The sequence below is a fragment of the Burkholderia sp. B21-005 genome, assembly GCF_020843965.1.
In the GTDB taxonomy this organism is placed as follows: Bacteria; Pseudomonadota; Gammaproteobacteria; order Burkholderiales; family Burkholderiaceae; genus Burkholderia; species Burkholderia ambifaria.
This window is the reverse complement of sequence record NZ_CP086302.1, coordinates 1063932-1088066: the sequence shown is the minus strand read 5'-3', so window position 1 is coordinate 1088066 and position 24135 is coordinate 1063932. Positions and strand designations below refer to the sequence as shown.

General features: G+C 58.4%; 19 protein-coding genes. 8 read left to right on the top strand and 11 right to left on the bottom strand.

What is annotated here, in order from left to right:
* Positions 1–139: 139 nt before the first annotated feature.
* From LMA02_RS21225 to LMA02_RS21210, 4 genes are read right to left on the bottom strand one after another with little or no spacing between them, the layout of a single operon-like run.
* Positions 140–1540 carry a ThiF family adenylyltransferase gene (locus tag LMA02_RS21225; protein ID WP_228909689.1) on the bottom strand — a complete coding sequence of 467 codons (1401 nt, stop codon included), beginning with the start codon at positions 1538–1540 and terminating at the stop codon, positions 140–142.
* Between the two features lie 4 nt (positions 1541–1544).
* Positions 1545–2033 carry a Mov34/MPN/PAD-1 family protein gene (locus LMA02_RS21220; protein WP_006752914.1) on the bottom strand — a complete coding sequence of 163 codons (489 nt, stop codon included), beginning with the start codon at positions 2031–2033 and terminating at the stop codon, positions 1545–1547.
* Positions 2023–2499 (bottom strand): DUF7665 family protein, encoded by a 477-nt coding sequence (locus tag LMA02_RS21215; protein WP_144030380.1) that lies wholly within the window; start codon positions 2497–2499, stop codon positions 2023–2025. Before LMA02_RS21215 ends, LMA02_RS21220 begins: the two co-directional genes overlap by 11 nt.
* Positions 2500–2501: 2 nt before the next feature.
* Positions 2502–3023, bottom strand: coding sequence for a hypothetical protein (locus LMA02_RS21210; protein WP_228909688.1), 522 nt, complete (start codon positions 3021–3023; stop codon positions 2502–2504).
* A gap of 285 nt (positions 3024–3308) precedes the next feature.
* Here LMA02_RS21210 and LMA02_RS21205 point away from each other — a divergent pair, with 285 nt between their 5' ends.
* Positions 3309–3701 carry a helix-turn-helix domain-containing protein gene (locus LMA02_RS21205; protein WP_006752917.1) on the top strand — a complete coding sequence of 131 codons (393 nt, stop codon included), beginning with the start codon at positions 3309–3311 and terminating at the stop codon, positions 3699–3701.
* A 3-nt stretch (positions 3702–3704) separates the two neighbouring features.
* Positions 3705–4574 (top strand): ImmA/IrrE family metallo-endopeptidase, encoded by an 870-nt coding sequence (locus LMA02_RS21200; RefSeq protein ID WP_006752918.1) that lies wholly within the window; start codon positions 3705–3707, stop codon positions 4572–4574.
* Between the two features lie 395 nt (positions 4575–4969).
* On the opposite strand, the gene LMA02_RS21195 is transcribed toward LMA02_RS21200, so the two are convergent.
* The 3 genes from LMA02_RS21195 to LMA02_RS21185 form a co-directional block, all read right to left on the bottom strand.
* Positions 4970–6394 (bottom strand): UvrD-helicase domain-containing protein, encoded by a 1425-nt coding sequence (locus LMA02_RS21195; RefSeq protein WP_228909687.1) that lies wholly within the window; start codon positions 6392–6394, stop codon positions 4970–4972.
* Complete coding sequence (locus LMA02_RS21190; RefSeq protein WP_228909686.1) at positions 6381–8114, bottom strand: ATP-dependent nuclease; 1734 nt, start codon at positions 8112–8114, stop codon at positions 6381–6383. Before LMA02_RS21190 ends, LMA02_RS21195 begins: the two co-directional genes overlap by 14 nt.
* A gap of 479 nt (positions 8115–8593) precedes the next feature.
* Positions 8594–9514: a DUF6602 domain-containing protein gene (locus tag LMA02_RS21185; protein ID WP_228909685.1), complete on the bottom strand. Its 921-nt coding sequence runs from the start codon at positions 9512–9514 to the stop codon at positions 8594–8596.
* 962 nt (positions 9515–10476) lie between these two features.
* On the opposite strand from LMA02_RS21185, the gene LMA02_RS21180 reads away from it, so the two are divergent.
* The 3 genes from LMA02_RS21180 to LMA02_RS21170 are packed head-to-tail and all read left to right on the top strand — an operon-like array spanning position 10477 to position 13362.
* Positions 10477–11022 (top strand): AAA family ATPase, encoded by a 546-nt coding sequence (locus LMA02_RS21180; RefSeq protein ID WP_175850827.1) that lies wholly within the window; start codon positions 10477–10479, stop codon positions 11020–11022.
* Positions 11019–12734, top strand: a complete 1716-nt coding sequence (locus tag LMA02_RS21175; RefSeq protein ID WP_175035804.1) for an adenylosuccinate synthetase — start codon at positions 11019–11021, stop codon at positions 12732–12734. The genes LMA02_RS21180 and LMA02_RS21175 overlap by 4 nt, the downstream gene beginning before the upstream one ends.
* Positions 12712–13362: a DUF7002 family protein gene (locus LMA02_RS21170; protein WP_228909684.1), complete on the top strand. Its 651-nt coding sequence runs from the start codon at positions 12712–12714 to the stop codon at positions 13360–13362. Before LMA02_RS21175 ends, LMA02_RS21170 begins: the two co-directional genes overlap by 23 nt.
* A 393-nt stretch (positions 13363–13755) precedes the next feature.
* Here LMA02_RS21170 and LMA02_RS21165 read toward each other — a convergent pair whose 3' ends face one another.
* From LMA02_RS21165 to LMA02_RS21150, 4 genes are all read right to left on the bottom strand, one after another.
* Complete coding sequence (locus LMA02_RS21165) at positions 13756–14910, bottom strand: PDDEXK nuclease domain-containing protein (protein WP_228909683.1); 1155 nt, start codon at positions 14908–14910, stop codon at positions 13756–13758.
* The gene (locus LMA02_RS21160; protein WP_059571965.1) at positions 14907–15185 is read right to left on the bottom strand and encodes an HU family DNA-binding protein; all 279 of its coding nucleotides are present in this window, start codon (positions 15183–15185) and stop codon (positions 14907–14909) included. The genes LMA02_RS21165 and LMA02_RS21160 overlap by 4 nt, the downstream gene beginning before the upstream one ends.
* A gap of 1420 nt (positions 15186–16605) precedes the next feature.
* Entirely contained in the window at positions 16606–17289 is a 684-nt protein-coding gene (locus LMA02_RS21155; RefSeq protein WP_228909682.1) for a hypothetical protein, read from the bottom strand.
* A 908-nt stretch (positions 17290–18197) separates the two neighbouring features.
* Positions 18198–18587, bottom strand: coding sequence for a hypothetical protein (locus LMA02_RS21150; protein ID WP_175760006.1), 390 nt, complete (start codon positions 18585–18587; stop codon positions 18198–18200).
* A 233-nt stretch (positions 18588–18820) separates the two neighbouring features.
* Between LMA02_RS21150 and LMA02_RS21145 the strand changes: the two genes are divergently transcribed.
* The 3 genes from LMA02_RS21145 to LMA02_RS35590 are packed head-to-tail and all read left to right on the top strand — an operon-like array spanning position 18821 to position 24084.
* The gene (locus LMA02_RS21145) at positions 18821–21586 is read left to right on the top strand and encodes an integrase catalytic domain-containing protein (RefSeq protein WP_228909681.1); all 2766 of its coding nucleotides are present in this window, start codon (positions 18821–18823) and stop codon (positions 21584–21586) included.
* The gene (locus tag LMA02_RS21140) at positions 21570–22682 is read left to right on the top strand and encodes an ATP-binding protein (RefSeq protein WP_228909680.1); all 1113 of its coding nucleotides are present in this window, start codon (positions 21570–21572) and stop codon (positions 22680–22682) included. Before LMA02_RS21145 ends, LMA02_RS21140 begins: the two co-directional genes overlap by 17 nt.
* Before the next feature lie 10 nt (positions 22683–22692).
* A complete protein-coding gene (locus LMA02_RS35590; protein WP_175760000.1) occupies positions 22693–24084 on the top strand; it encodes a TniQ family protein in 1392 nt (463 codons plus the stop codon).
* Positions 24085–24135: the final 51 nt, after the last annotated feature.

Below are 24135 nucleotides of genomic sequence, written 5' to 3'. Positions count from 1 at the left end.
GCAGATCGACCCACAAGCGACCTTCGGACTTCTCCAAAGCAGCCTTTCGACGTCGCTATATGCATGCGTCCGACAAGACGCTGTGTCTCGGCCACGAAGCTTCCTTTGATAAATTCAGTCTGGCTGATCTCCGAGGATCTCAGGAACAAGCGAGTTGCTGGCAACGAATGCCGCTCACGGGTTCTGCCTGCCCGGACCGTAGCGATGCGGTCAGGGCGCGGTCAGAGAGCGCGCATACCCTAAACCTCGCGTCATAGAAGGCGGGGCCAGCGTTAAGCGTGCGCAGCATCTCCGATAGAACAAAAGCAGATGACACAGCGCCGACGAACGGAACCGCGACTGACTTGCCTGCGACCAGAACGCGACCGCATTCGTCCGGCGCAAGCGCGCCGTAGCCCTGGTTCGCCTCCGCCCGGCGACGCGCCCGTTCTTCCCTTTCCCGGCGCGCCTGCGCGCTCTCAAGTGGCCACAAGTCAGCCGCAGGCCGCCGGTTCGGCCACGTATGCACAGCTACGGAATCGAAAGTTCCGACTTCGCCGCCCAAGCCCGAATCGAAGATCAACGGAAAGCCCGCTTGGGTTAACCACTGACGCGCCTCGTTGTCGTCGAATCCCGACAGCGCAATCACGGGCTCACGATCACTTCGACGATAATTCCCATCTACGAACCGCTCAATCAGCCGGGTATCGAATCCGCGCTTCATAAGCCATTCCGAAACCACACGAGTCTTGGGGTGTCCGAGCGTGTCGCTATTCAATAGAGCGCCCGTTTCCAGATTCGGCGATTCGACCAGGTCGTCGTCGCATAGATAGATTCTTGAGCCTTTGGTGGTAGAAAACGGCAGACATGCGAGTGCCCAAAGGTAGGCTTGTCCAAGGTGGCCCAACCCGAAGCAGGAAAGCTCCACCGGGGCTTCGTCAATGGCGCCCCCAATCGAGTCGGACGAATCATCCGGCAAGTCCGGTCGCCACAACGAAAATCCGATGGCGCGGCGTGCAGCCGCTACGCTAATACGCGCGAACGAAGCAAACACCTCGCCCACCGCCACGGCTGCAGCGGCAAGCGGTGCCAGCGCACACCATGGACGCTCAGGAAGCCGCGCGACCTGCGCCGCAGGCCCGACACTCACTTTCCAGCCATCAAAGGTAATGCGTAGGGAAAGCCTTCGCGGGTCCGCATCACCCAGCACGATGTGAACCCGGTCGGGATCGACGCCTTCAAGGTGACGCTGCCCACCGAGTTCCTCCAGCGCGTTCCCCAGCGTCGACTGCAAGCTGACGCGCACGAGTGTCCGTGCCGCCCATACGCTGTCCGGCGCGATCACCTGCACCGGAGCAGCAAAGCACTTTACGGCGAGATTTACCACCGTAAGGAGCGCCACCTGCTTTGCATGGGAATTTGCAACGTCGGCGCCGACTACGATTTGCAATCGGCGAGCCGCACGTGCGATCCGGGATTCTTTCGGTGCGGTCCCGTCACGGTCAAGCCAGATTTTGTCGATACGGGACAAATTGCCTGGAAGCTCCGATATTTCGATCATTGCATCACCACAAGGAGAGACGCACGGGGGCATTCGCATTCCCTGCGTCGAAAGACCGCCACTGGCGCTTCCCGAGAAAGCGGTGAATGCCCACCCTCGAAAGCGACCACAACGACGTGTCGCCGAAGCTCGGCAGGATCAAGGCGACGTGCCCGGCGATCGGGATCATCGGGTTGGCTTTGTCTACCGAGCTCTGCCGGACATCCGGCGTCGGGTGCGTATGCACGTCAGCTAGCACATGCAGCCCGCGCCTGTTGCAGACTTCCCACAAAGAGGAGAAGCCCGTCCGATGGAACTCGACGATCCCGTGACTCAGCGCCTTGGGGTCCAGATCGTCATAGCAAATGAAATCGACGACCTGGCGCTTGGGGGCATTCTGCCGACCGAGGAGAAACGCTCCGGATTCCCGTCGGCCGCGGCTACGTGAAGCGAGCTGGCGCACCAGCCGACGCCACAGCATGAGCGGGATTTCGATCTGGTCGCTATTGGCCAAGATAGTCCCCGCAGTTGAGCCAACGATAGATGAGCGTGATGAAATCAGTCAGCTTCACGGTCGGATTCCATGCATCCTTCGTCCAGGGGTGTCCCGGAATCGCGAGCCGGTCGTAATGGTGATAGAAACCACGACCAGGCGCGGCCCATCCGGCGACCTTGAACACTGACGCAACGGTAGAACCGGATCGGCCTTTGGGCCATTTTTCAGGAGCGAGGAAGGTGCCCGTGCCCGGATCCCAAAAACCGCCCGTGCTGGCTTGGCTGCCGTATTGGTCAACATTCCATCGCACCATCCACTGATCCGGGCTGTTGGGTCGAATCCCTGCCGTGATCCATGTATCGACGTAAGGCCAGACAAGTCCTGACACCGGCGTTGCGAGCGCCCAGCGGCCCCCCGCAACACCAGCGCGAAAACGCCCCCCCGTCAGTTCCGCCTCAAGCAGCCGCTGCGCGTTCGTCGACATGGTCAGCCCTGCGGATTGACTTCTTTGACCAGGTTGAACTCGAGCGCATGCTGCCCGGGACGCAGAAGCTCGCCAAGGTGCTGGTCGATTCGCGGAATTTCCTTGGACGGCTCCAGTTCCAGCACCAGTTCTGCACCATCGGCGTCGTCGATATGAAAGCGCTTCTTGGCCCACACCGTGACGGTTTCAATCGTCGCGGCGGGAGAAAAGTGGCGCTTGGGCTTCTGGCCGTTGTAATTCACCATCACCGTGACGCTACGTGCCGCCTTCGTGTGAATGTGCCGCTTCTCAGGCAGCAGGAGTGCCAGCACGGTCAAACTCACGTCGGCCGGCCCGTGAGTGTCGCACTCGCCATCTACGTCGGTACGCGCCTCCTCGGCCTCTCCTACGAAAACGAACTCGCCATCTCCGGGCAGCGCGTTGTGGCGCGCGAGCACGTCCTTCAGCAGCTCGTCGCCTGCCGCCTCGATTACCTGCGGGTCCCCGCAGCCGTGCAAAAACAGTTCAAATAATTGGGGTTCCATCGAACACCTCACGCAAAAACATGATTGCGATCGTGCGAGGGGCATGGCAGACTTGTTGTCCAGACAAACAACCTCGCCTCGTTTTATGCGCAGACGCGGCATATTGGAGCAAGTGCATCCGTTGTCTGGCTAGACAACAGCCTGGCAGAACTTTTTGCTGCTGTCAAGCAGAGGACGCGGTGCGTCCGTATTTGCCTGCTCATGGGCCACTGGGCGTGGCTCGGCCGAGATGACGACTGCGAGCTACCGTCTGTCGCTTGTGAATATTGATTTCGGAGAAACCTGATGCCCCAGACCGGCCTAGGCGCAGCGCTGCGAGCGCTGCGTGAACGCCGAACGCTCTCACAGCGCGAATTAAGCGAACTCAGCGATGTGGATAACGCCTACATCAATCGCCTTGAGAGCGGCGAGAAAACCAACCCGACGCCCGACACTTTGGCCAAGCTGATACGCGCGCTGAAAGCGCCAGAACGCGATGCTGCGATGGTCAAGTGGCTCGCGGATCATGCGGACGCGTCGGTGGAATTGGTCAAATATGTGCTTGACCACGCGGAGATTCCGGTGGACTACTTCATCTCCGCCGCGGGAATGCGATTTCGAGGCGACGCTCGCCCCACTCCTGAAAAACTCATCGAACGGGTCAAGCGTCTTTACGAAGCCGAAGACGACGAGGAGTAGGCCGTGGATGATCAGGATGTTCAGCGCATCGCACGCGACTGGATTTCAGACCTGGATCTATCGAACATCCGAAACGATCTCACGCCATACATCAAGAAGGCCAACGCCCGATTGCATGTGGAGGACTTGGGCTCGGGACAATCGGGCACTACCGTCACCATCAGGGGCAAGACACACATCACCGTCAACTCAGACGAACCCGATGAGCGGCAACGGTTTACGATTTGCCATGAGATTGCACACATCGTACTTGGCCTTCCTTCCCGGCACGAACTTGTTCCGCAATGGGGATATGTCAAGCGTGACCAGAATGAAGTCTTTTGCGACACCTTCGCCGCAGAACTGCTCATGCCCTGGCAGCAGTTCCAGGCGATCATTCGGGACATCGACGAACCGAGCCTCGCCGCCATACAACAATTAGCTCAGGAGTTCAAAACATCGTATCCCGCGGCCTGCTCGCGCTTCGCCCAGTTTGCATCATTCCCCTGTGCATTCGTGACAATGGAGTCTGGGCGCATACGCTACGCCGCACGCTCGACGACATTGCGTCAGATGGGTGCGAAGATTCCATCGAAGTCACCTATCCCCGATGCCTCCGTTGCAGCGCGGCTGCGCGCCTTGGAAAAAAGCGGTACGGAACAAGGCACCGTGGAGCAGGACATATGGTTCGACGATTGGGAAGTCGGGCTCGATCTCACTGAACTCGCCAGGCACTATGCGAAAACGGATACCACCGTGTCATTGATTTGGTTTTCTGAGGAAGACGCGCCTAGAGTCGAAGTCGACAGATTCGGCAGTCGCATCATCGAGGACGAAGGCCTGTCCGAACTGACGGGTGAGCTTTCGTTTTCCAAGCGGAGCAGACGCAGATGATCGTGGATTTCTGACAGCGATCGGTCCTCCAGTTTTCACGTCCTCTCGTAGCCTGGGCGATGCGCACCGCAAAGCCGTGCTGGGCACGAATGCGAAGCCCGAATTCTGGTCCGAGTTTCCCGTCGTTGGGATACTCGTAGGAAATTGTCATCATTATTCGCGACCGTGTCGACCGTCTGCTCCTGGCCGAACGCGGCCGGCCGCCGCCCTGTGACGCACGACCGGCGCAGATCGACCCATTGCTGTCACACGCGCTCCATCAATCAAGGTCCGCTGTGCAGCGGGAGCAGAAGCTCGGTGTCCTGTAGTGCACGTCCGATTTGGGCGCGGAGCGGTCGTCGAGGGCCCGCACGTCACCATTGAGAAGGTGAGCTCAGTTGCTGAATGAGCGTTCGCTAGCGGCCCGTGGCGGGCGTTAGCAAAGGCGTGGACGAGCAAACCACGACTCGCCTTGCGCCTCGCGTAAGAGCCACGTAGAGGTGTTGCGCAGTCATGCGCTCGGGCTCAAGAATGACCGCGACGTCAGCCTCCAGTCCTTTCAGAAGAAGCGTGCTTCCCACTGCGCGCCGACCCAGCGGCCGACCCAGATGGCGGTTTCGCTCGCGGACCTGAATCGCCGCGCCAATGAACCCACCTTCGCCCCCGGCTGCTCTAAGCGCTGAGATACAGCAGTGCAGCACTTCGGGTCGGTAGACACGCGCACCCCGTTGGTCCGCGAGGGACTGGAGCAGGTCAATAGAGGTCGTGTGACTGGGAGCCGCCACGAAAGCCGCTGCTGCGGCTTCTGCAGGTGTCGCGGGCGTGCGGGCTCGGCCGCCTCGTATCGTTTGGACTCGCGTGAGCAGGTTTGTAGCACCCACCCCGGTCATCAGTGAGGTCGCGAACTCGGCAATTTGTCGCAGCGCGTTGGGACTTGCCAAATCGAACTGGCGGGCGAAGTTCACCAGGTCTCTCAGATCGACCGCCTCGACGGCAGTAGCGCCCGGCGTCTGCATGGTGAGTTGATGGCGACCATTGACATTGACGGAGTCGCCAATGACGAGAACGCGGCCATCTCGGTTTGGAGCTTCTGTCCGGGCGGCCACTAGTCGCTGCTGCAACTCCGTGCCTTTGGTTAGTTGAACCCACTGGACTCCCTCTGGCGCTCCACTTAGGTCCACGGGTTGACCAGCCTGCAATGACGCGCGGGCTTGTAGTAGCCAGGCACCCAGCGCGTCCATGCCGGCGAGTCGCCATCGCCAAGGGATCTGCAGTGCGCCGATGGGAGGGAACGCAGCTTGAGCCTCACGTTCCCAGTGGACCAGGGGGTCGCGAAAGCCGAATATCGCCTGCATCGGGTCACCAAGGATGCAAGTGGGCAGTATCTGCGCGATGGAACAAACGATGGCGTGCTGCGCGGTGTTGCAGTCCTGATACTCGTCGACCAGCAAGCGCGAATATGTCGAGGTTATGGGGTCACTGATGTGACCGGCCTGTAAGAGCCCTTGTACGGCACCTCGGATAGCGGAGTAGTCGGTATTCGGGTTGGCCAGTTCGAGAACGCGCGCGTCGAGGCCCGCGCGGAGCGGAAACTTGCCCGCTAGCCGCATAGCGAAACCGTCGATGGTCGACACCCGGTGCGCTGAGCTCGGGATGCCGCCATGCAGGAGCCTAGCGCGTAGAGCGGCGACTCCAGCGTTGGTGTGCGTCAGCACCAAGACTGGCTTATTGTCGGTGTGCTGACTCAGCGCGTCCGCGATGAGTTGGGTCTTGCCGCATCCGGCTGGGGCGGTAACCGAGCCTAGGCGCGCCTGAAAGATGTCGATTTCAGGCGGCGGCACTCGTCCACTCCCAGAGCAGGTTCGTAATTTCGACGAAGCCCGGCTCTGCATTCGCTATATGAGGGCCGACGACGTCCTTGGCGATTTCCTGGAAGCCGCTCACCGACTTGAACCAACCGTTCTTGTTATTGCGAGCGGCAAGTCCGAGCAATGCTCGGCTCGCAGGTGTGTAGCCGCCATTCAACCGTTCGGCCTCTATGGCATCCAAGGTGACCTGCCCGTTCGACTTCGACTTGATGTGCTCGGCCATGAGTTCGCGGCCGACCATCTCATCCGCCTTATTCAGCAGCGCGTGCACCGCGTCATTGCTTGAATGGAGGAATAGCTCGTCCTCGAGTGCCAAGCCTGGCCGCCAGGTGAGGTACTGGCCGCCAGCCGCAACGAATCTTTCGACGAGTCCGACGGTTGAAACTGGCTTGTCCGCGTCGACAAAGACGAGGACGCGATAGCCCAACTTGAGGAACACCTCCCCTCGTGTGAAGCATTGGTCGGGGCTTCCTCCGCCCGCGTCCACGTATGAGCCTCCGTCGGCCAGGAATGACGTCGCGCCACAGTGGACCCACCACTGGTCCATCCCGCGGGCGAATCCGACCTCGCTGGCGCCTTCGCAGACGATGACGGACTTGGACAGGAAGGCCTCGGCCGCCTTGCGCAATGTGCCCTGGATGCCGTCGTCCGTACCGGCGCATGTGGCCGTGTGGATGCCTGAACGCTGGCGCACGACGAAAAGCTGATTGCCAGCGAGCTCCCTGAGCGTCACCGGTGAATGGGTTGTCATAAAGACCTGCAGCGGCTGCGTCGCGTCCTTCGCTCCGAGTGAGTCGAGCAGTCGCATGAGCCGGTGTGGCTCAAGTCCGTACTCAACTTCGTCTACCAGCGCGACTGTGGCGGCCGCCGCTGCGGCTCTTTGCAACCCCGCGACAAGGAGCCGCCCCGAACCGGTACCCAGCGACCGCAGAGGAATGCCGATCTCGCTGTGGAGTGCGATAGCACCGTCGCCAATCGACACCGAGTGAGCATCGAGTAGCGCCTGAGCGCTCGCACCGACGGCTACGCCTAGGCCGGTCGCTGTCTGGGTGACCACTTGCAAGGTCTGGGCAAGTTGAGGGCCAGCTTGAGCGCCGAAGGTGGCCCGGGCGGCACGTGCCGCGCCGGCGAGTTCCGAGCCAAGGTTCGCGCGCTCTTCCGTGAGCCGGTTCAAGACGGAGCCCCTAGCCCAAGAAAGGTTCGTGTTTGCGTAGGTGCCGATTCGGGCTGGTGCTAGGAGGCTGCGGTCCTTCCAGGCCAGAGACCGTTCCAGTTGCTGGTGGGCGGCTCGGTCGGAGTAGAGCGTCCAATTCGGCTCGAGGTCGCCGTTGACCTCGAGCCTCAGCGTCAGAACCGTTTCTAGACCTGCGCGCGGCTCGTCTTCAAGCAGCCCGGTGCCGAGGTCAAATCCGCGAAGGAACTCTCCGTAGGTGTCGATGTTCTTCAGCGCGTCGGGTAGTGCGCCGAGCGTGATCGCAATCGTGATGGTCCGGGTGACGCCCAGGCCGAAGAAGTCCGTGTCGCCGAAAGGTGCGCTCCTCCGCGCTCCAAGGCACAGGTCGATGGCATCAAGGATGGTCGATTTGCCGCTGTCACCCGGGCCAATAAGGCAGTTCACGCCGTTGGACGGTGTCCAATCGAGCGTCTGTATCGAGCGGAAATTGCGAATTTCAAGGCGACGGACGCGCGTCATGATTCCTCTCAGTTGGTCCGGCAAATATCCCAACGCGACGGGAAGCTGCCCAAGGGATGCACGGGTAGGCTCAAGTCGAAGGTTGGTGCCTCACGATGAGGGATAGAGGCGTTCATATCATTTCTCTCAAGAATTGAAGTCTCGACAAAGCCCACGGCCGGCTCAACCACATGAGCGATATCTCGCTTCGGGTATTCCTAGTTTCGACGTAGAAACTTGAGAATTTCGCTCGTCCGACTCTCCGCCGGTCGTTTTGGTCACGTCAGTGAACTGGCGCCCGTACTATACCGAGGTTCGTCTCCGCATTGCAGTACCACGACCGCGGTGCGGTCGTACTCGCTACGCCACTGGTGTCCCATCATCGCCATCCCCTCCCGCACCAGGATTGCCCAGGCCGTGGCGTTCCAGCTGTAGTTGCAATTCATCGTCGAGCTTGGCGGACGGCTCGCACATGACCACGGCCATCAGGCCGGCCACGATCAAGCCTGCGGGACCGTGAGGGCTGCACAGTCCGGGTCGGGTGGGCTGCGAAAGTTCAGCAGGCCACCGAGCGCAGGGCCGCCCCAGCGGCAGAACTCGTCAGCATAGTCGACGCCGGCTGGCTCGTAGCGCGAGGCGCGCTGGATTACGTAGGTCAGGAAGGCCAGCAAAAGCAGGCCATCCTTCGCCTCGGTGGTGAAGTAATCGTTGCAGTACGAGGGGTCCAGTTGGAGGTCGCGCTGGATAGACTCGTTCTGGAGGTCGTACGTGGAATTCCAGATCTCCCGGGGTGTCTGGCCGCGATGCAGCCCGAAAGCATGGGCGATGCCGTGACCGTTCACCCGCACTGAGAAGTGACTGTCGAGCACAAAGATCCCGTCCGGCTGGGTATGGGCTCCCGCGTACCGCGTGAGTGCATAGGCGGGCCTGCCCCAGCCGTCAAAGTCATCGTCGGGATCAAGCCGGTACGCGAAGACATGCCGAAACGGTGCGTACTCGGCGGGACCGTTCTGGGCAGCTTCTGCGGCGAGCGCGGCATCCAGCTGCGCAAGCTTGTCGACGGCCGCCGCAAGTGTGCGGTAATCAAGCGTAGACTTGACCTCGATAACACCGATCACCGCGTCCAGCGGGACAAGACGCCGCGGATCGTCGCCCGCGTCGAGCGTCCAGCCCGGACAGTTGAGTGCGTCGTACACGAGGACATCGAATTCGGGCGACGTGACATCGCCACGGAACACGTGCCCGTGCGTGACACCCCACTTCGCCGGCAGGCGCTCGCGCAGAAACTGCCGCACGCGCGCCTCGCGCGGCCCGCCCCTGTGGTCTGGCCGAGCATGTGCGGCACTGTCGAGGAACGTCGCCCACAGGCTCGCGGCCGTGGCGGTCAGCAGCTGTCGAACATCAACCGGAGTTTGTGCCATGACGGCTCCGAAGGTAAGTGCTAGGTGGTGAAGGCCCGTGCGATCGGGGCTTAAAGTAGATTCTTAGGGATTTCTGGTAATAAACGCAAAGCCGCTAAGCAGAGTTATTAGAGACGCGACATTTATGATGGGACCGCGCGCCCGAATAGTGTGTGCGTCCGCGCGCGTGCCGACGATCGTTGCGTCTGTCGGAGCCAACTCCCGCACCCTCGGACGAATCCGATAACGGCCCACGCGCGGTGTCTTAAGCGGCTGAGGATGCCCTGCTGGTGACGGATTGCCGACGCCAGCGTGAGCGAGCATCGCGATCGCTTATGGGCAGCAGAGCGTGGCGGTAGAGTCACGCACCGGCCCAGAACAATGCGAATCCACCCCGCTATGCCGCCCTCCCTGCTGCCTCGACGCCGACGACCGCACCGACGCTCCCACTCCCACCGCACGACGGCTGGTGTCTCGTCAACACCAGGACGCGACACTTCGATCGACACGCCTCGCATGCGAAGTCTGCTTGACGTCGTCGACGAACTGCTGCCGCGCGGCATGCGTCCGAATGACCCTAGCCCACAAAACCATCCCATTTGGAGGTGGAAAATTCTGGCATGACGTTGTCATCAGACCAGGAGGTCATGCCGTGAAGAAGAGCAAGTTCACCGAAGAGCAGATCGCATACTCGTCCGATTGCAGCAATTGGCCGCTTCGGTCGAACATTGATCGGAACTGCGCGAACTACCGCTTTTGGCCGGCGAGCGCCCGGCGACCAGCTCACCGAATTCGCGCCGATTATGCGGACCAATATAGGTAGCCGAGTATCCGGCACGACTAGCAAAAACCCCAATGTATTTTGTTGGGAAAGCTCTACAAATTATTAGTAAATAATCCTATTTCCTCGGATCTTCGTCCGAGCTATCTTGCTGACTCAAAAAACAGCAATGCCAGCGGCTACAGCCTCGGGGGGCGGTGCGATGGAAAAACTGCTTTTGTTGAGCGGCGCCTCGGGCGCCGGGAAATCGGCTATCGCCAAAGAATTGGAAGACAGCTTTCAATTTCGCCGCATTAGCAGCAGCGGCTACCTCCGGTCTTACGGGCAATCGCTCTCAGCCGACGGAGAAAAACATCAGCTGCAGGAGTTAGGCGACCGGCTGGACGACGAAACCGACTTCACCTGGATCGTCGACGAAGTCGCCGCTCCAACGGTCGATCGTGCTCCCGAACACTCGAACTGGCTTCTCGACGCTGTTCGAAAACCTCGACAGGTGCTGCATTTCCGGCACCGCTTCGGCCCACATATCCGACATATCCACCTCACCGCGCCCGAAGCAGTGCTTGAGCAGCGCTACAACGAACGCGCCAAGCCGGGGGACACACCGTACGCAGAGGTGATCGCTCACTCAAACGAGATCACTGCGAGATCCCTCGGCAGCGTTGCCGACCACACCTTTGATACCTCTGCACTATCACCAGCAGACATCGCCCAGCGCATTATGAAAGCCTGGAGAGTCGAAGCATGAGTGACCGCCAGATCGTCATTATCAGTGGCAAAACCTGCAGCGGCAAAACTGGTCTCGCGACCTTGCTGGAGAAGGAGTTCGGTTTCTTTGTGGTTCGCACCCGGGACCTCTTAGCGGCCCAGCTAGAACTCGCTCCCTCGTCCGCCGACCGACAGCACCTCATTGAGCAAGGTTTGAAGCAAAATGTCGACACCCACTCCCGGTGGGTCGTCTTGGGCGTCCTTGCTGGCCTTAAGGGGATTCCCTCCGAGCAGCCAGTCGTCGTCGACCATGTCACCGATCCGAACCAGGTTGCGGAGTTTCGCAAGCACTTCGGGCCAAGTCTCGTTCATGTGCACCTATATGCGAGCCAGGAGACGCTGCTCTCCCGCTACGCATCGACCGACGGACAACAGTTAGGCGCGCCTCCCTATGAGGCAATTGACCATCTCAAAGAGCAATCGGACATCCTTGCGCTGAGGGATGACGCGGACGTGCGAATCTCAACGACCCGCACCGACGCTCAAGATACGCTGGTGCGCGTTGCGGCCCGTCTACACCTCTACACCCCGCCCGACGTGCGCTGTGTCGACGTCATCGTGGGTGGTCAATATGGCAGCGAAGGCAAAGGCAACGTCGTTTCCTATCTGGCTCGTGAGTACGATGTCATGGTGCGGGTCGGTGGCCCCAATGCTGGCCATACCGTCGCCAGTGCTGATGGCGCCTATACCTACCACCACATCCCGTCCGGCGCCCGTGACGTCAAAGCGAAGCTCCTACTCGGACCGGGGATGACTATCTGGCTGCCTGGATTGCTCAAGGAGATCGCCGATTGTGGGCTCACGGCAGATCGTTTATTTATCGACCCTCGCGCCACCATCATCGAACCGGCCGACCGAGAAGCTGAAGGCAAACATCTGGTAGGTACAATCGCTTCGACGGGTAGCGGCAGCGGAGCGGCAACCGCGAGGCGGATTCTGGAGCGCGGCAAACCCAGCGTTCGTCTGGCACGCGACATCCCTGAGCTTCGACCCTATGTGGGAACAGAGGGTCATTACCATGGCTGCACAGCCGATCGCCTCGAAGATGCCTACCGCAACGGACAATCTATCTTGCTTGAGGGAACACAAGGCAGCGGCCTCAGTTTGTTCCACGGCACCTACCCGTTCGTAACCTCGCGCGACACCAATGTAGCGGGCTGCTTGGCCGAGGCAGGCATCTCACCGAGTCGGGTGCGGAAGATCCTGGTGGTCATTCGCCCCATGCCTATCCGCGTGGGTGATCCCGATGGGGACCAGGGGCACACATCGGGGCCGCTCAAGCACGGCACAACCTTTGATGCTATTGCTGAAAAAGCAGGCTTGGACCGTGAAGCTCTGAATAAGGCGGAGAAGACCTCCACCACCAAACGCAAACGGCGTGTGGGCTGGTTCGAATGGGATCAGTTCCGCAAGGCTTGTGCACTCAATGCGCCCACCGACATCGTCCTCACTTTCGCAGACTATATCGACGCGCGTAACAGCAAGGCCCGCCGCTTCGAGCAGCTCACTGAAGACACCATCAAGTTCGTCGAAGAACTGGAGCGCGTCGCACAAGCACCGGTTTCACTCATCAACACCCGGTTCCCGCGAGAGCCTGACGGAACGAACGATCTTCGCTCCGTCATCGACCGTCGGAATTGGACCGCCCGCTCAACACGTCGGATACCTCGTGGAAATCGAAAAACTGATTGACGCTTATCCAAGAATCTTTCATATGGCCGAAGCCGATACGTGGCCCAGTATCCGAGACCGCGGCCTGATGTCGGCCTCAGCTGTACTGGACCACTTCGGCGTCACCGGCCAGGCTCGCGGCCAATATGAGACCGTTCAACGGACCAGCAAGATGGCTGTGCTTCCTCAAGCGCCAGGCGAAATTGTGCTGCGGGATCAAAAGCCGATGCCTCCCGAACGCTTGGCACGGGCCCTGATAGACGGAACCACGCCGGAAGCCTGGTACAGGCTCATCAATGGCAAGGTCTTCTTCTGGGCGGAAGAACACCGCTTGCATGGCCTGCTCGGGGCGCGGGATTACCGACATCTCGAACATGATGTGTTGACCATTAACAGCGGCCCATTCATCCGTGCGTACGCTCCAAGCCTCTGGTTGTGCCACATGAATTCGGGGAACACCTTTCCGATGCCTCATGCGAGGGGGATCGATGTGTTCAAGCGAATCCAGGATTATCCGGTCAATGCCCGCGGAGGTCCCGCCAAGCCAGTGGTCGAGATCGTGGTGGATGGTCAAATACCGGACATCGCACGCTATGTCATCGAGGTGCGGCGCATGAAGGGCGACCAAACGCTCCAACAACTGGCCTGAACGCGCGCGCCCCCGGGTAATAAGGCACCACTGGCGCACGACGGTCCATCAACTCACCAAAGGAGTATGGTACTGGACAAGTCCACGCGTAGTAGTCGCCGATGCAGTTAACGCAGATGCGATTCGTCGGCATCGCAGAGAGAAGTGTTGGTCATTGTATTCTCTTCTCGCTAGCGTTCAGTTACCCTACCTCGACTCGCCGATTGTCAGCCGCCGCGGGGCATAGACAAACAGCCCTTCGCTGCACCTTCATCAGTGTCCGTCGGCGCAAGGTATAGTGTTTTCGCATAGCTTGATTGCCAGTGCCAGCAACATCAAAATTTACCGGACGCCCGCTTCATCGTATTCGCCCATCCGCGCGTATTTAAGCACCTCGGAACCTCGGACGGGAAGTCACGCCTTGCGGCCCCGGCGCTCCAGTTCGACCCTGGTACGTTCCAATTCTCGCGCGAACGTGGCCTCATCCGGGAGGACCGTCTGATACTCCGCTGCGAGTATCTTGTTCGGTAAGTTGTCGAGTGCATAATGCGCCTCGGCCGCGCCTTTTTCAGCACACAGAATCAAGCCAACCGGGGGGTTTTCGCCGGGCTTCATCCAATGTTCACGCGCGTAGTTGAGGTAGAGATGCATCTGCCCCGCGTCCGCATAGCTGAAGCGCCCAACCTTCAAATCGATAATGAGCAGGCATCGCAAGCGCCGGTGAAAAAACACGAGATCGACTCGAAACCAGGTGTCATCGATCCGTAGACGCCGTTGCCGACCTATGAACGCAAAGTCATCGCCGAGCTCGAGGAGGAAATCCGCCAAGTGCTGGATCAAGGCCGCTTCGAGATCCGACTCCGAATATTCGTCCTTCATGTCAAGAAATTCGAGGACGAACGGATCGCGGATCGCTTCCTCAGGCGATAGAAGATCGCCGGGTTGCGCTACAGCCACCTTTCCGAGCAAGGACGCCTTGTTGCGTGACAGCACCAGCCGCTCATAGAGCTGACTGCTGATCTGACGGTCAAGCTGTCGCACAGACCAGCCCTCACGCAACGCTTCAGCCTCGTAAAAGTCGCGAGCAGCCTGCGCTTTCACCGCGAGGAGGCGAACGTAGGCGGACCAGGGCAACGGAAAAGCCTGAGCGATAGCATTCAGCTCAAACGCCACGCCCGTCGACGCCTTCACAGCTGCCTTGGTTGATTTTGCAGACGCTGTCGGGACAATCCGGGCGGGCGTGGATTGTGCAGACAGTGTCTGCACAATCCGATCCGCAGGCCACGTCAAGTAAAAGGCGCGCATCTGTGCGAGATTGCGCCATCCGAAGCCGCGACCGAATCGCTCTGACAGATCGGCGCCCAAACGGCGAATCACCGCCTCGCCATAAGCGGCCCGTTCCTCCCCGCCCTGCTCGAACTCAACGATTCGTCGCCCGATCTCCCAATATGTCGCCGTCATTAGGGCGTTCACCGTGCGAGCCGTCGCCTCGCGCGCCGACGCGACTACATCGGCAATTTCACGGTGCAGTCCCGCATAAGCGGCCTGCCCGACATGACGCTGCGTCACAGTGCGTTCACCACGTCCTTGAACGCCTTGCCGGCGGTGAACTTCACAGTATTCGCGGCCGGGATGGCAATCTCCGCGCCCGTCGTCGGATTACGTCCCGTGCGGGCAGCGCGCTGCCCCTGCGAAAACGCGCCGAAACCGATCAGCTGTACCGATTCGCCGCGACTCACCGCGTCCGTGATCGCGTCCAGGACCGCCTGGACGGTTTTGCTCGCGTCGGTTTTGCTGACGCCCGCGCCCGCTGCGACCGCGTCAATGAGTTCCTGCTTGTTCATGAACAGCCTCGGCAACAAAGTCAAAGCTGCACCCTACCTCATCCCGCTGCACACACGCAAATCGCTGGCCTCCGCCCCACCACTGCCTGCGGCGGGCAGCCCACCAATGAACTCCGGCTTACACCTGTCGCAGCCACGCTCGCCAAGAGCAATCGCGAACGTTTTCCGCCCGGCAAGCGCTCACACAACCAGCGGGCCGGTGCGGGTGTCATCACTCGCGCTGACTACGTGGTCCGGCTTCCCGTGTCACACAACCTGACTGTTTCTCCAGCCGAATCTGCCCGGCCGACCTGCGCGGACTACGGCATCGGTTCGTGCCGCGTCTCCTTCCTCCCCTCTGCCCGCCACCGGCAGCCGGGCCTAGACTCAACTTTAGTCGTGTGAGCCCCACGAGCCTCGGGCGTTCGCCCGATGTCCCGAAATGAAGGGTAACATAGTCCTTACTATCGCCCCCTTCAGTTCATCTGAGTCCCCCCCGCACTTTGAATTCCGTCGATTTTTCGACCCGCCAAATTGCACGCACGTTGGTCGGTCTGAGCGCGAGCGTCCCCTATCGGCCGGTTCGCCACACGCTCCGCCACCAGACCATCTGTGCCCCGTGTAAACGAAACAAATGCTTACGCGCTCCGCCCACTGGGCAATGGAGAATGCATATGTCTCGCACTGCCTGCCACTGCCTTCGGAGACTCGCTCTGAACGACCGCGCTCGCTGTGCTCGCCGAAGCATGCTGGCCCAACCAGCAGTACACGATTTCGCCAAATCGTATCGGTCCGCAAGGTGCGGTGCGCGGCTACGATCGCGAGTTCGCTAAGTGGCGCTCCTCCCGCAGATCAAGGGCTTCGGCGACTGCGAGTTCGCATACGCACATCGCAGCCGTTTCAGGGTATATGCCGTACCCTTTAACCCTGAGAGGTCCGCCTTCGGGCCTGTCTCGAGGACTGGACTTCCTCATCAACATCGACTGGTCGCCCCAGCAGGGGTTAACCGGCTTCGAGCTTCCCTGACGATCTATGCGAGCACATATGGTAAGTGACGGCACCGAGCTGCACGGGTTGATCCGCCAACAGCGACGCTTCCGAACGACAGTGACATCAACGATATCGCGGCCCGTGGATCGGGAGAGCGGTCGTTATGATCCGGAGGGGCAGGAACTTGTCCAGGTACACGGCACCGGGCGGGTTGAGCGGCACATCGCGGAACAGCGATTCGATGATCGCGCACTCGAACGGCTTCTCGCCATTCCGCGTTTGGGCGGCACTCCGTCCGGCAGGGCAAGGGGTGCAAACCGCGCATTCCCCCAGCTCTGCACGAAATCAGCTGTCGTCGTGCCATCCTGATGCGTACAGCGGTGACGTTCTCTCGGGTAATCGACACCTCCATGAAAGCTTCTGCCACGCCCCGAGGCGGACAGACCAGCCATCAGGCAACGTACTCACCATGTAGGCGCCGCGCGGCATCGACAATGTCGTCACGCCGATCAAGGGCATCCAAAGGCGCAACAGGCTGTCCCTCACGCTCGCCGGTGCCCGCGATCCATCCATTCGGGAAGTGGAACCAGGCCGCAATCTGCCAAGTATCGCTCACCGGCCTAAGTGCCTCCAGAATTGCCTTGATGACCGGCAGCGGCTGGCACATCGCGTCGAACTGATAGCCTGGAAAGTATTCCTTTCCGCCGAAGGTCACACCAAAGATCCGACCACGCCGTTTCCAATCGCTCGCAGGCTGAGCCTTGTTGGCGGGCGGCGCGACTTGCAGTGCATTGATCTGCTCGGCCGCGAGCCAGTCTCCTCGCTCGAACACCAGGCGCATGGTTTCCCGGCGCCGGATCCGCTCCTCGATCAAGGAGGTGTCCGGTGCCACCAAGCGGATGAACGCGGCGGCGAGATCGTCCGCACGGTCGAGAATGCTTTGATTGAACGACGGACGGGTCAGGACGAGCGCCACCAAATCCTCAATCCCCCGCTGCAAGGACGCCACGATGGCCGGATTGAGCCCGGCAGGCAAAGACACGCGCAGTTCGAAATCCGAGGTTTGCTTATCCGTGGTCGGCTTGTCACGAACGCTGATCATGGCGACCTCACCTTGTTGCGACATTGCCGTCATTCTATTCCTTGTCGTCAATTTCGCAATCTAACCGACGAAACTTGCCGATTTCCTGCCCGAGTACGTTGGTCGCACACCCTTCCATGATTGCCATAACTACCAATCGAGCAATTTGGTTATTTTTCCAATCAGACTAGTGTAGTAATCATTTAGCTCATATTGTGACCATTAATGACGACGCCCACCACTCACGGCGCCGACATCCAGCGGACTCGCGAAGCAAGTGGCATGAGCGCAAGCGATCTCACAAAGCAGTCAGCCGCTCCGCCGCGTGACCTTCACCAGTCACCGGCGAATCGCGCCGCGCCCGATTCGCTAAAAATCCGCGCCAGCGGCCCGCAACACTAGATGATGCTCGTAGCACGCAAGAGATTTAGTAAATCATCATACTATTGGCCGACTGCCGCTGGGCGTCACCACGGACGGCAGCGTCGTCGAAGTGGCAGGAGCACGGGTTGCCAGAATGCAGCGCAATCGGCGACGCACCGTCCTCTCTCACGCAAAATTTGGTGAATGTCCGCGCGGAGGCCGACGCATGACTTCGCTTCCTGTGAGGAAATGGCCATCCACCTTTTCGCACGAATTCTTACTGGCATGCATTCGATCCTCCGGAATCTATAAACTTACGGGCGAATAGGCAATAAGCACGTCCACATTCAAAATATTTCAACTCACTTAAATGGCGTCACCCGGATGCACTCACTTCAAAGACGTCCCCATAAAGCCACACCGCGCAGTCCGATTCCTTCGCTTGCAAACATTCTGTCCCACTTCGCCCCTCCTCCACCAGCGAAAATCGCAAAAAATCACCCCCAATCCAAACCACAAGTTTTCAAAAAAAGATATCAATTAATCGCACCCACCATTAAAATTCAATACTCTCACATTATTCATTTCGCAACTTCGCTTCAAGAAGTGTGCCAGCCGAATTCATAACGAAATTTGACTAACTCAATTTCATTCAGTACGTTGATACGCAGATACCTAATCCCATTGCGCGCCAGCGACGTAGGCACGCCCTTCCTCCGAACGTCGTGCCCCATGAAGACCGGGTTCTTGTACCCGGAGCGCATCGACAGGTTTGCGCGGGACCCGTTGTAGTTCACCGCCGATCGTCGTTCGCAGCGGTACACCAGCGGTATCCGGAATCGCGGCCTGCCGATCTGGTCTCGGCGGTCAGTGTGCAGAACGGAATTGGCCGCATAGCCCGCTCGTTCAGTGAGTGGCAACGATCGCATGTCGCCTGTGTCGGCGACAATCGGCGTCCAGGTCGCGCGCATCGACAGACCCCACGACATCAAATAGGAATCCCCAATGACGACATAGCCTCTTGTTCACCCCGGAAAAGAAAAAGCCCGGATGTTGACGCATCCAGGCTTTTGGGGAACATACAATTTGTTCCGGTGTTACGTGTGAGTAACTCCATTCTAGCGGTTGCGGTCACGCTGTCAACCCTAGCCTCGTTTTGTTCCCTTGCTCCGCTCCGGCACCAATGCGGGGTATCGGAGGGTGTCTGACGGCCGTTGGCCGAGTGGACGCCGATACCTCGCTGTTTCCAAGATTTCAGTGCTATTTCCGCACGCGCTTTTTGGCGAACGGTACGCCGCTGAAGCAGGAGTACGAAATGATTCCCTTTGACAGAGACGAACTCCCTCGTCTCTTCGCCCGCCATAACATTCCACAGCTCACGCAATCGATGATCGAGCGAGCCTTTATAGAACCCACGCGACGTGTGGAACCGACCTTGAAGAGTTCGCCTGAAATCGGCGCGTGTCCCAAGATGGGGCTCGTCATTCAAGCGGCCAATCGAACGGTTGAGCGTCCGGCGGTCCTTCACTACATGTTCGACGATTCCGTGTCCGGATACTTGGATCGACCATTCGAATTGAATTTGGCGTACCGGTCGCGCTCGAACCGGACGATTCGCCGAAACCACTACCCGCAGTTTTTATGGTTTGGCCCGCAAGGATTTTTCGTGGACGACTGGGTATCCCCGCAGCTACGTCAAAATCTCTTGAAACATGCCCCTGGCCTCTACACCCAGGTCGATCGTCAGATCCGATGCGCGCCTGCCGAACACGCCGCTGCCGAGCTGGGTTTGCAATATCGGCTGCGCTGTTCCGACGAGCTTGCCGGAACAGGTCATCGAAATCGGGAATTCCTCAAAAGTTATCTCTGGTCGCAACCCCATCGGAGCGACACGGATCTCAAGTTCGTTCTGGAATATGTGTCGCGCAATGGGGTCTGCACGCTACAGGAACTCCTCGGCGCGAAGCGCGACGTCAATCGAGACCAGATTTATTTGGCATTGGCGCACAGCCTTGTGGTCGCCGACTTCGACCGATCATTTGTTCAAGATGTGAGCGAATTTCTACTCTTTCGTGACGCCGCGGCCCGCGATCTCTACTACCGCGATCACTTCTCGAATCGACCCCGGTCGTTCGGACAAGGGTGGAGTCCAGAATTGTTCCGCCCGGGACACCAGCTCTACTACGCAGGGGCCAGCTTCACGATCATCGCAAGCAGTAATTTGCACCTGATCATCAAGCCCGAGAACGGTGATCCGTTCGAAATGACGCATGAGCTGGTGGCACAGAAATATCGCTCCGGGCTGCTGGTTCCCGACGGCGCGTGTGAATCCGTCGTCGATCCGCTTGTGCTGGACAGCCCATTGCGGTATGCGACCCCCAAAGCGGTTCAGCATGCATCGGATATGCTCAACCTGTATGAAAAATGGAAAGATGGCGAGCGATCTGCTGACGTTCAGAAATATTCGGATCGTACGTGGCGCAGTTACGCGCGCAGGGAATCCGATGCGGTAAGCCGCGGGCAGGATCCCCTGATAGCGTTCCTCCCCCGATGGCATCTGCGCGGCAATCACACGTCAAAAGTTGACAGCGGGACTGATGACATCATTCAAAAAGCGATCCAAGAGCACTACGAAACGCTCATCGGCCCAAGTAAATGGAATACCTACGGATCGATACGAGCGGCACTAGAATTAGCCGGTCTTCGCGTGGTATCCAAGAACACATTTCTAAAAAGGATTAAAAAGATTCTGACCTGCCACTCGATTGGGAAGCGCCGTGGCCACAAGGCAGCTTATCAGGAGGCACCATTTTATTGGGTGTTGGAACGCAACACGCCAACCCATGGCGATTACCCGATGCAAATAACCCACATAGACCATACAGAGCTTGAAATTATTGTCATTTCGAAGTTGACAGGTGAAGAACTCGGTCGACCATGGTTAACACTCATAATATGCGCCTTCAGTCGTCGGATTCTCGGATTCCATATCTCACTCCGAAATCCAAGATATCGAAGTTGCATGTGCGCTTTGTTTGATATGACTCGACGATATGGAAGAGTGCCTGACCAGATCGTCATCGATGGCGGTTCGGATCTTGGCTCAATCGACTTCGAACAACTTTGCGCTTTTCTCCGCATCGATATTCTGATGCGACCAAAATCGGCACCACGAGCAGGGAGCGTACTTGAGCGGATGTTCGGCACCACCCAATCCGAATTTATCTACAATCTCTGGGGTAACACCAAGCTCCTCCGAAATGTGCGGGAAATTACACCGCAGAGTGATCCAGAAAATCTCGCAAGGCTCACCCTCGAGGACATATACGAAGGATTGTCCAAATTCTTTTTCTCGATCTATGACACCACTCGGCATCCGGCCCTGCTGGTTAGCCCAGCATCGCGATTCGAAATTGGCCTCGCTGCAAGCGGTCGCCGGCTCCATCGCCTCAGACGTGAGGCCGACATGATTCCCGTCGCCTTCCCATCGGTTCGAGGACGCACACGAAAAATAGATTGTCAACGCGGGATCTGGGTGAATTATCAATATTACCGCAACCCACGCCTTGAAAAACGCGAATTCGATGGCCTGGAGGTTGTTGTCAAACCGCATCTCCTCTATCCGGATATCGCGTATGCGCTCGTCAATCACGAATGGTTCCCACTTTACTCTACCAAATTTGGCTCACTTGACAAGTTATCCGATTATAAACGGCGCAGCTTAAATGACGAATATTTAACCCTTCAGCGTTACGTAGAAGAATCTCAACAAGATAGTGCCGAGCAACTTGCCTCATTGACAAATCGAATCAACAGTCGGGACGCACGAATTCCAGATGAACCCATCGTTTCAATACCATTTGAGACGGACAAGACTGTCGATCCACTCACCGACGAAGATGTCAACACCGAGGAGGAGCTCAAACAAAAATTCTCTCACATTTTTGAAGAGTTGAAAAAGGAGAATTTCCGTGGACACGAACTCTAGCACGACAACTGGTATCAGCAAGGACATGCTCGCCAACGCCTCGCCTGAATTCAGGTCGGCTTATTTTTGCGACCTCAGAATTAGGCACCCAAAGCTTACGGAGACAATCGACGAACTGATGCGACGCATCAATAACGGTAACGACAGAAGGATGATCATCCTCACCGGCCCCGCGGGGGTTGGCAAGTCGGTCGCCTGTGAATATATCATTCAAAGTCTCATTAAAACCTATTTCCAAAATTTTCCGGATGATACTCAAACCATTCCCGCGACTATGGTGGAAGCCGAAGGATCGCGCTCTGATCGCTTCGACTGGTACGAACTTGATGAAGCGATACTCGATGCACTCCACGTACCGCTGATCGACGCAACGTTGCCAATGGTCACGCGTACGCTTGATGGCCGGTTGATCGACGTGCCAATGGTTGAGTCTCGCAGTCACCCGACCTCCCGATCGCTACGGGCCCGATTTCGTGTCGCGCTCGATCAGCGCAAACCGTCAGTGGTTGCGATCGATGAAGCATCCAACATCTTGGCGGGCCCGAAAGCGTCAGATTCAAAACGTCAAGCCAACGTTTTGAAAACAATTATCAATAAAAACAAAACAAGATTGATTCTGACTGGGGCTTATGACCTCTACAAACTTGCGACCAAGAGTGGCCAACTTGCGCGCAGAAGTCAAATCGTCCACTTCGAACCTTATCGCGACCACAGCCTCAAGGGGTTCGCCGAGGCGCTTTCCACCTTTCAGGACCATCTTCCCTTTAGCGAACCTTTTCCGCTTACGTCGTACAGCGCTGAGCTATTTGAGCAATCACTCGGGTGCATTGGTCTTCTGAAGGATATCCTCGACGCCACGGTGAACGTCGCCATCAGCGAAGCGAAAAAGACTATTACGATCGGCATGCTTCGACGCAATTACTTCCGTCGCCTGCAGCTTAAGATCCTCATCGATGAAATTTTAGAGGGATATCGACTCATCGAAGGGCGCGAGTACTCCAACCTGCCTGCGTTTCTCGACAGCAATCCATCAATGAAAGCCCGAGGCAAAAAAAATCGCCCGGGCGTGCGCTCCCCAGGCCGAGACGTCGCATGAAGGTACCGCTATGTCACCACATCACACCCTGATGCCAACACGGACGCCGTTTCCGAACTTGGAGCCGATGGGGCTGCGAACCCCATACGTTGAGAAACTGACGAGTTACCTCATCCGGGTGGCAACGCACTCCCACATAAGGTTGAGCGCGCTCGTCAAGAATTATATTCATTCTCCCAATAGAATCGAATACGATTGCACAATATTCGTAGTTCCACAGAAGCGGTTGATTAATGCGCATGGCGCAATGGCAGGCGCGTGGGTAACCAGCGCGAACCGAATGGTGGGTCGTGACGACCTTTACCTTCTCACGCTATTGCCATGGTCCAGCATATTTTCCCCCTATTGTCAGTTGATCAGTCCGGCACGCCGATGGTGCCCAGACTGTCTTGACGAGGATCGCCAAGGACGTATCCCGGTCTACGAACGCCTCATCTGGTCGATACAGCATGTTCATATATGTCCGCGTCACCATCGTCACTTCGTGGCCCGTTGCCCAAGCTGTGCACGCGAACAGGTGTCGGATTTCACCGCTCGGCAATTAAATGGGTTCTGTTCGGTATGCGGTGCGTGGCTCGGCACCCCGCGCCACGCACCGCCCCAACCACTGGCCAAGGCGATACCAGACTGTCAAATGTGGGTCACGGAAGTCCTTGCTGACCTGCTGCATCATCCATCATCGGCAAAATTTGACACCCATCGTGACCGCGTTGTGGCGGTCATGGACGCGTTGTGCGAACAGATCTTCGGTGGAGATATGGCCGCACTTTGTCGGCATTTGGGGATTCGCCAGTCGGATATATCCGACTGGCGCCACGCGCGCACCTACCCCAGCGCGAAATTCCTTCTCGCGCTCTCGTATTGCTTTCGGATAACTCTGAGAAATCTGTTGGACGGACAATGCCATCTTCGCGTTGATCGTGAAATCCGCCCCCTGCCGCACAAGGCGCCCGCGAAAAGGAACCAGCGACGCACCACGAGGGAATGGGAGAAGATCAGGTTATTGCTCCAACAGATCATCGCCGGCCAATGTCAAGTTCCCAGTCTGGCGTCTGCAGCCACATTATTAGGAGTGCGCCCTCAACAGTTGCGCAACCACTTCCCCAGCGCCTGCAGCGAGGTGTCAAGGATTGCCGAGACAGTTCGCACGACATCCCGAGAAGAAGCCCGTGCAATGCGAGACACGTTGCTATCCACATATATCTCCGCCCAGGTACGCGATATGGTCGATGCCGGACAGCCGCCAACCATTTGCCATCTCCTGGCCCTCGCCAAAGCACGCCGACTCGCAACGGGGTCGAACGAGGACATACGTCGCATCAATCAGATTCGACGCAGTGTTCTACGTGACGACCCGCTGCCATGCCTTGAACCTCGAAAATATCGAAGGAAGCACCATTGAACGCAGAACTGGGAGATATTGATTTACGGACCGGCCTCATCACGGCGACTG

Coding starts and splice junctions, on each gene's coding strand:
- LMA02_RS21225 (WP_228909689.1), bottom strand. CDS start 1,540: ATGATCGAAATATCGGAGCTTCCAGGCAATTTGTCCCGTATCGACAAA.
- LMA02_RS21215 (WP_144030380.1), bottom strand. CDS start 2,499: ATGTCGACGAACGCGCAGCGGCTGCTTGAGGCGGAACTGACGGGGGGG.
- LMA02_RS21210 (WP_228909688.1), bottom strand. CDS start 3,023: ATGGAACCCCAATTATTTGAACTGTTTTTGCACGGCTGCGGGGACCCG.
- LMA02_RS21205 (WP_006752917.1), top strand. CDS start 3,309: ATGCCCCAGACCGGCCTAGGCGCAGCGCTGCGAGCGCTGCGTGAACGC.
- LMA02_RS21190 (WP_228909686.1), bottom strand. CDS start 8,114: ATGACGCGCGTCCGTCGCCTTGAAATTCGCAATTTCCGCTCGATACAG.
- LMA02_RS21185 (WP_228909685.1), bottom strand. CDS start 9,514: ATGGCACAAACTCCGGTTGATGTTCGACAGCTGCTGACCGCCACGGCC.
- LMA02_RS21180 (WP_175850827.1), top strand. CDS start 10,477: ATGGAAAAACTGCTTTTGTTGAGCGGCGCCTCGGGCGCCGGGAAATCG.
- LMA02_RS21175 (WP_175035804.1), top strand. CDS start 11,019: ATGAGTGACCGCCAGATCGTCATTATCAGTGGCAAAACCTGCAGCGGC.
- LMA02_RS21160 (WP_059571965.1), bottom strand. CDS start 15,185: ATGAACAAGCAGGAACTCATTGACGCGGTCGCAGCGGGCGCGGGCGTC.
- LMA02_RS21155 (WP_228909682.1), bottom strand. CDS start 17,289: ATGACGGCAATGTCGCAACAAGGTGAGGTCGCCATGATCAGCGTTCGT.
- LMA02_RS21150 (WP_175760006.1), bottom strand. CDS start 18,587: ATGTCGTGGGGTCTGTCGATGCGCGCGACCTGGACGCCGATTGTCGCC.
- LMA02_RS35590 (WP_175760000.1), top strand. CDS start 22,693: ATGTCACCACATCACACCCTGATGCCAACACGGACGCCGTTTCCGAAC.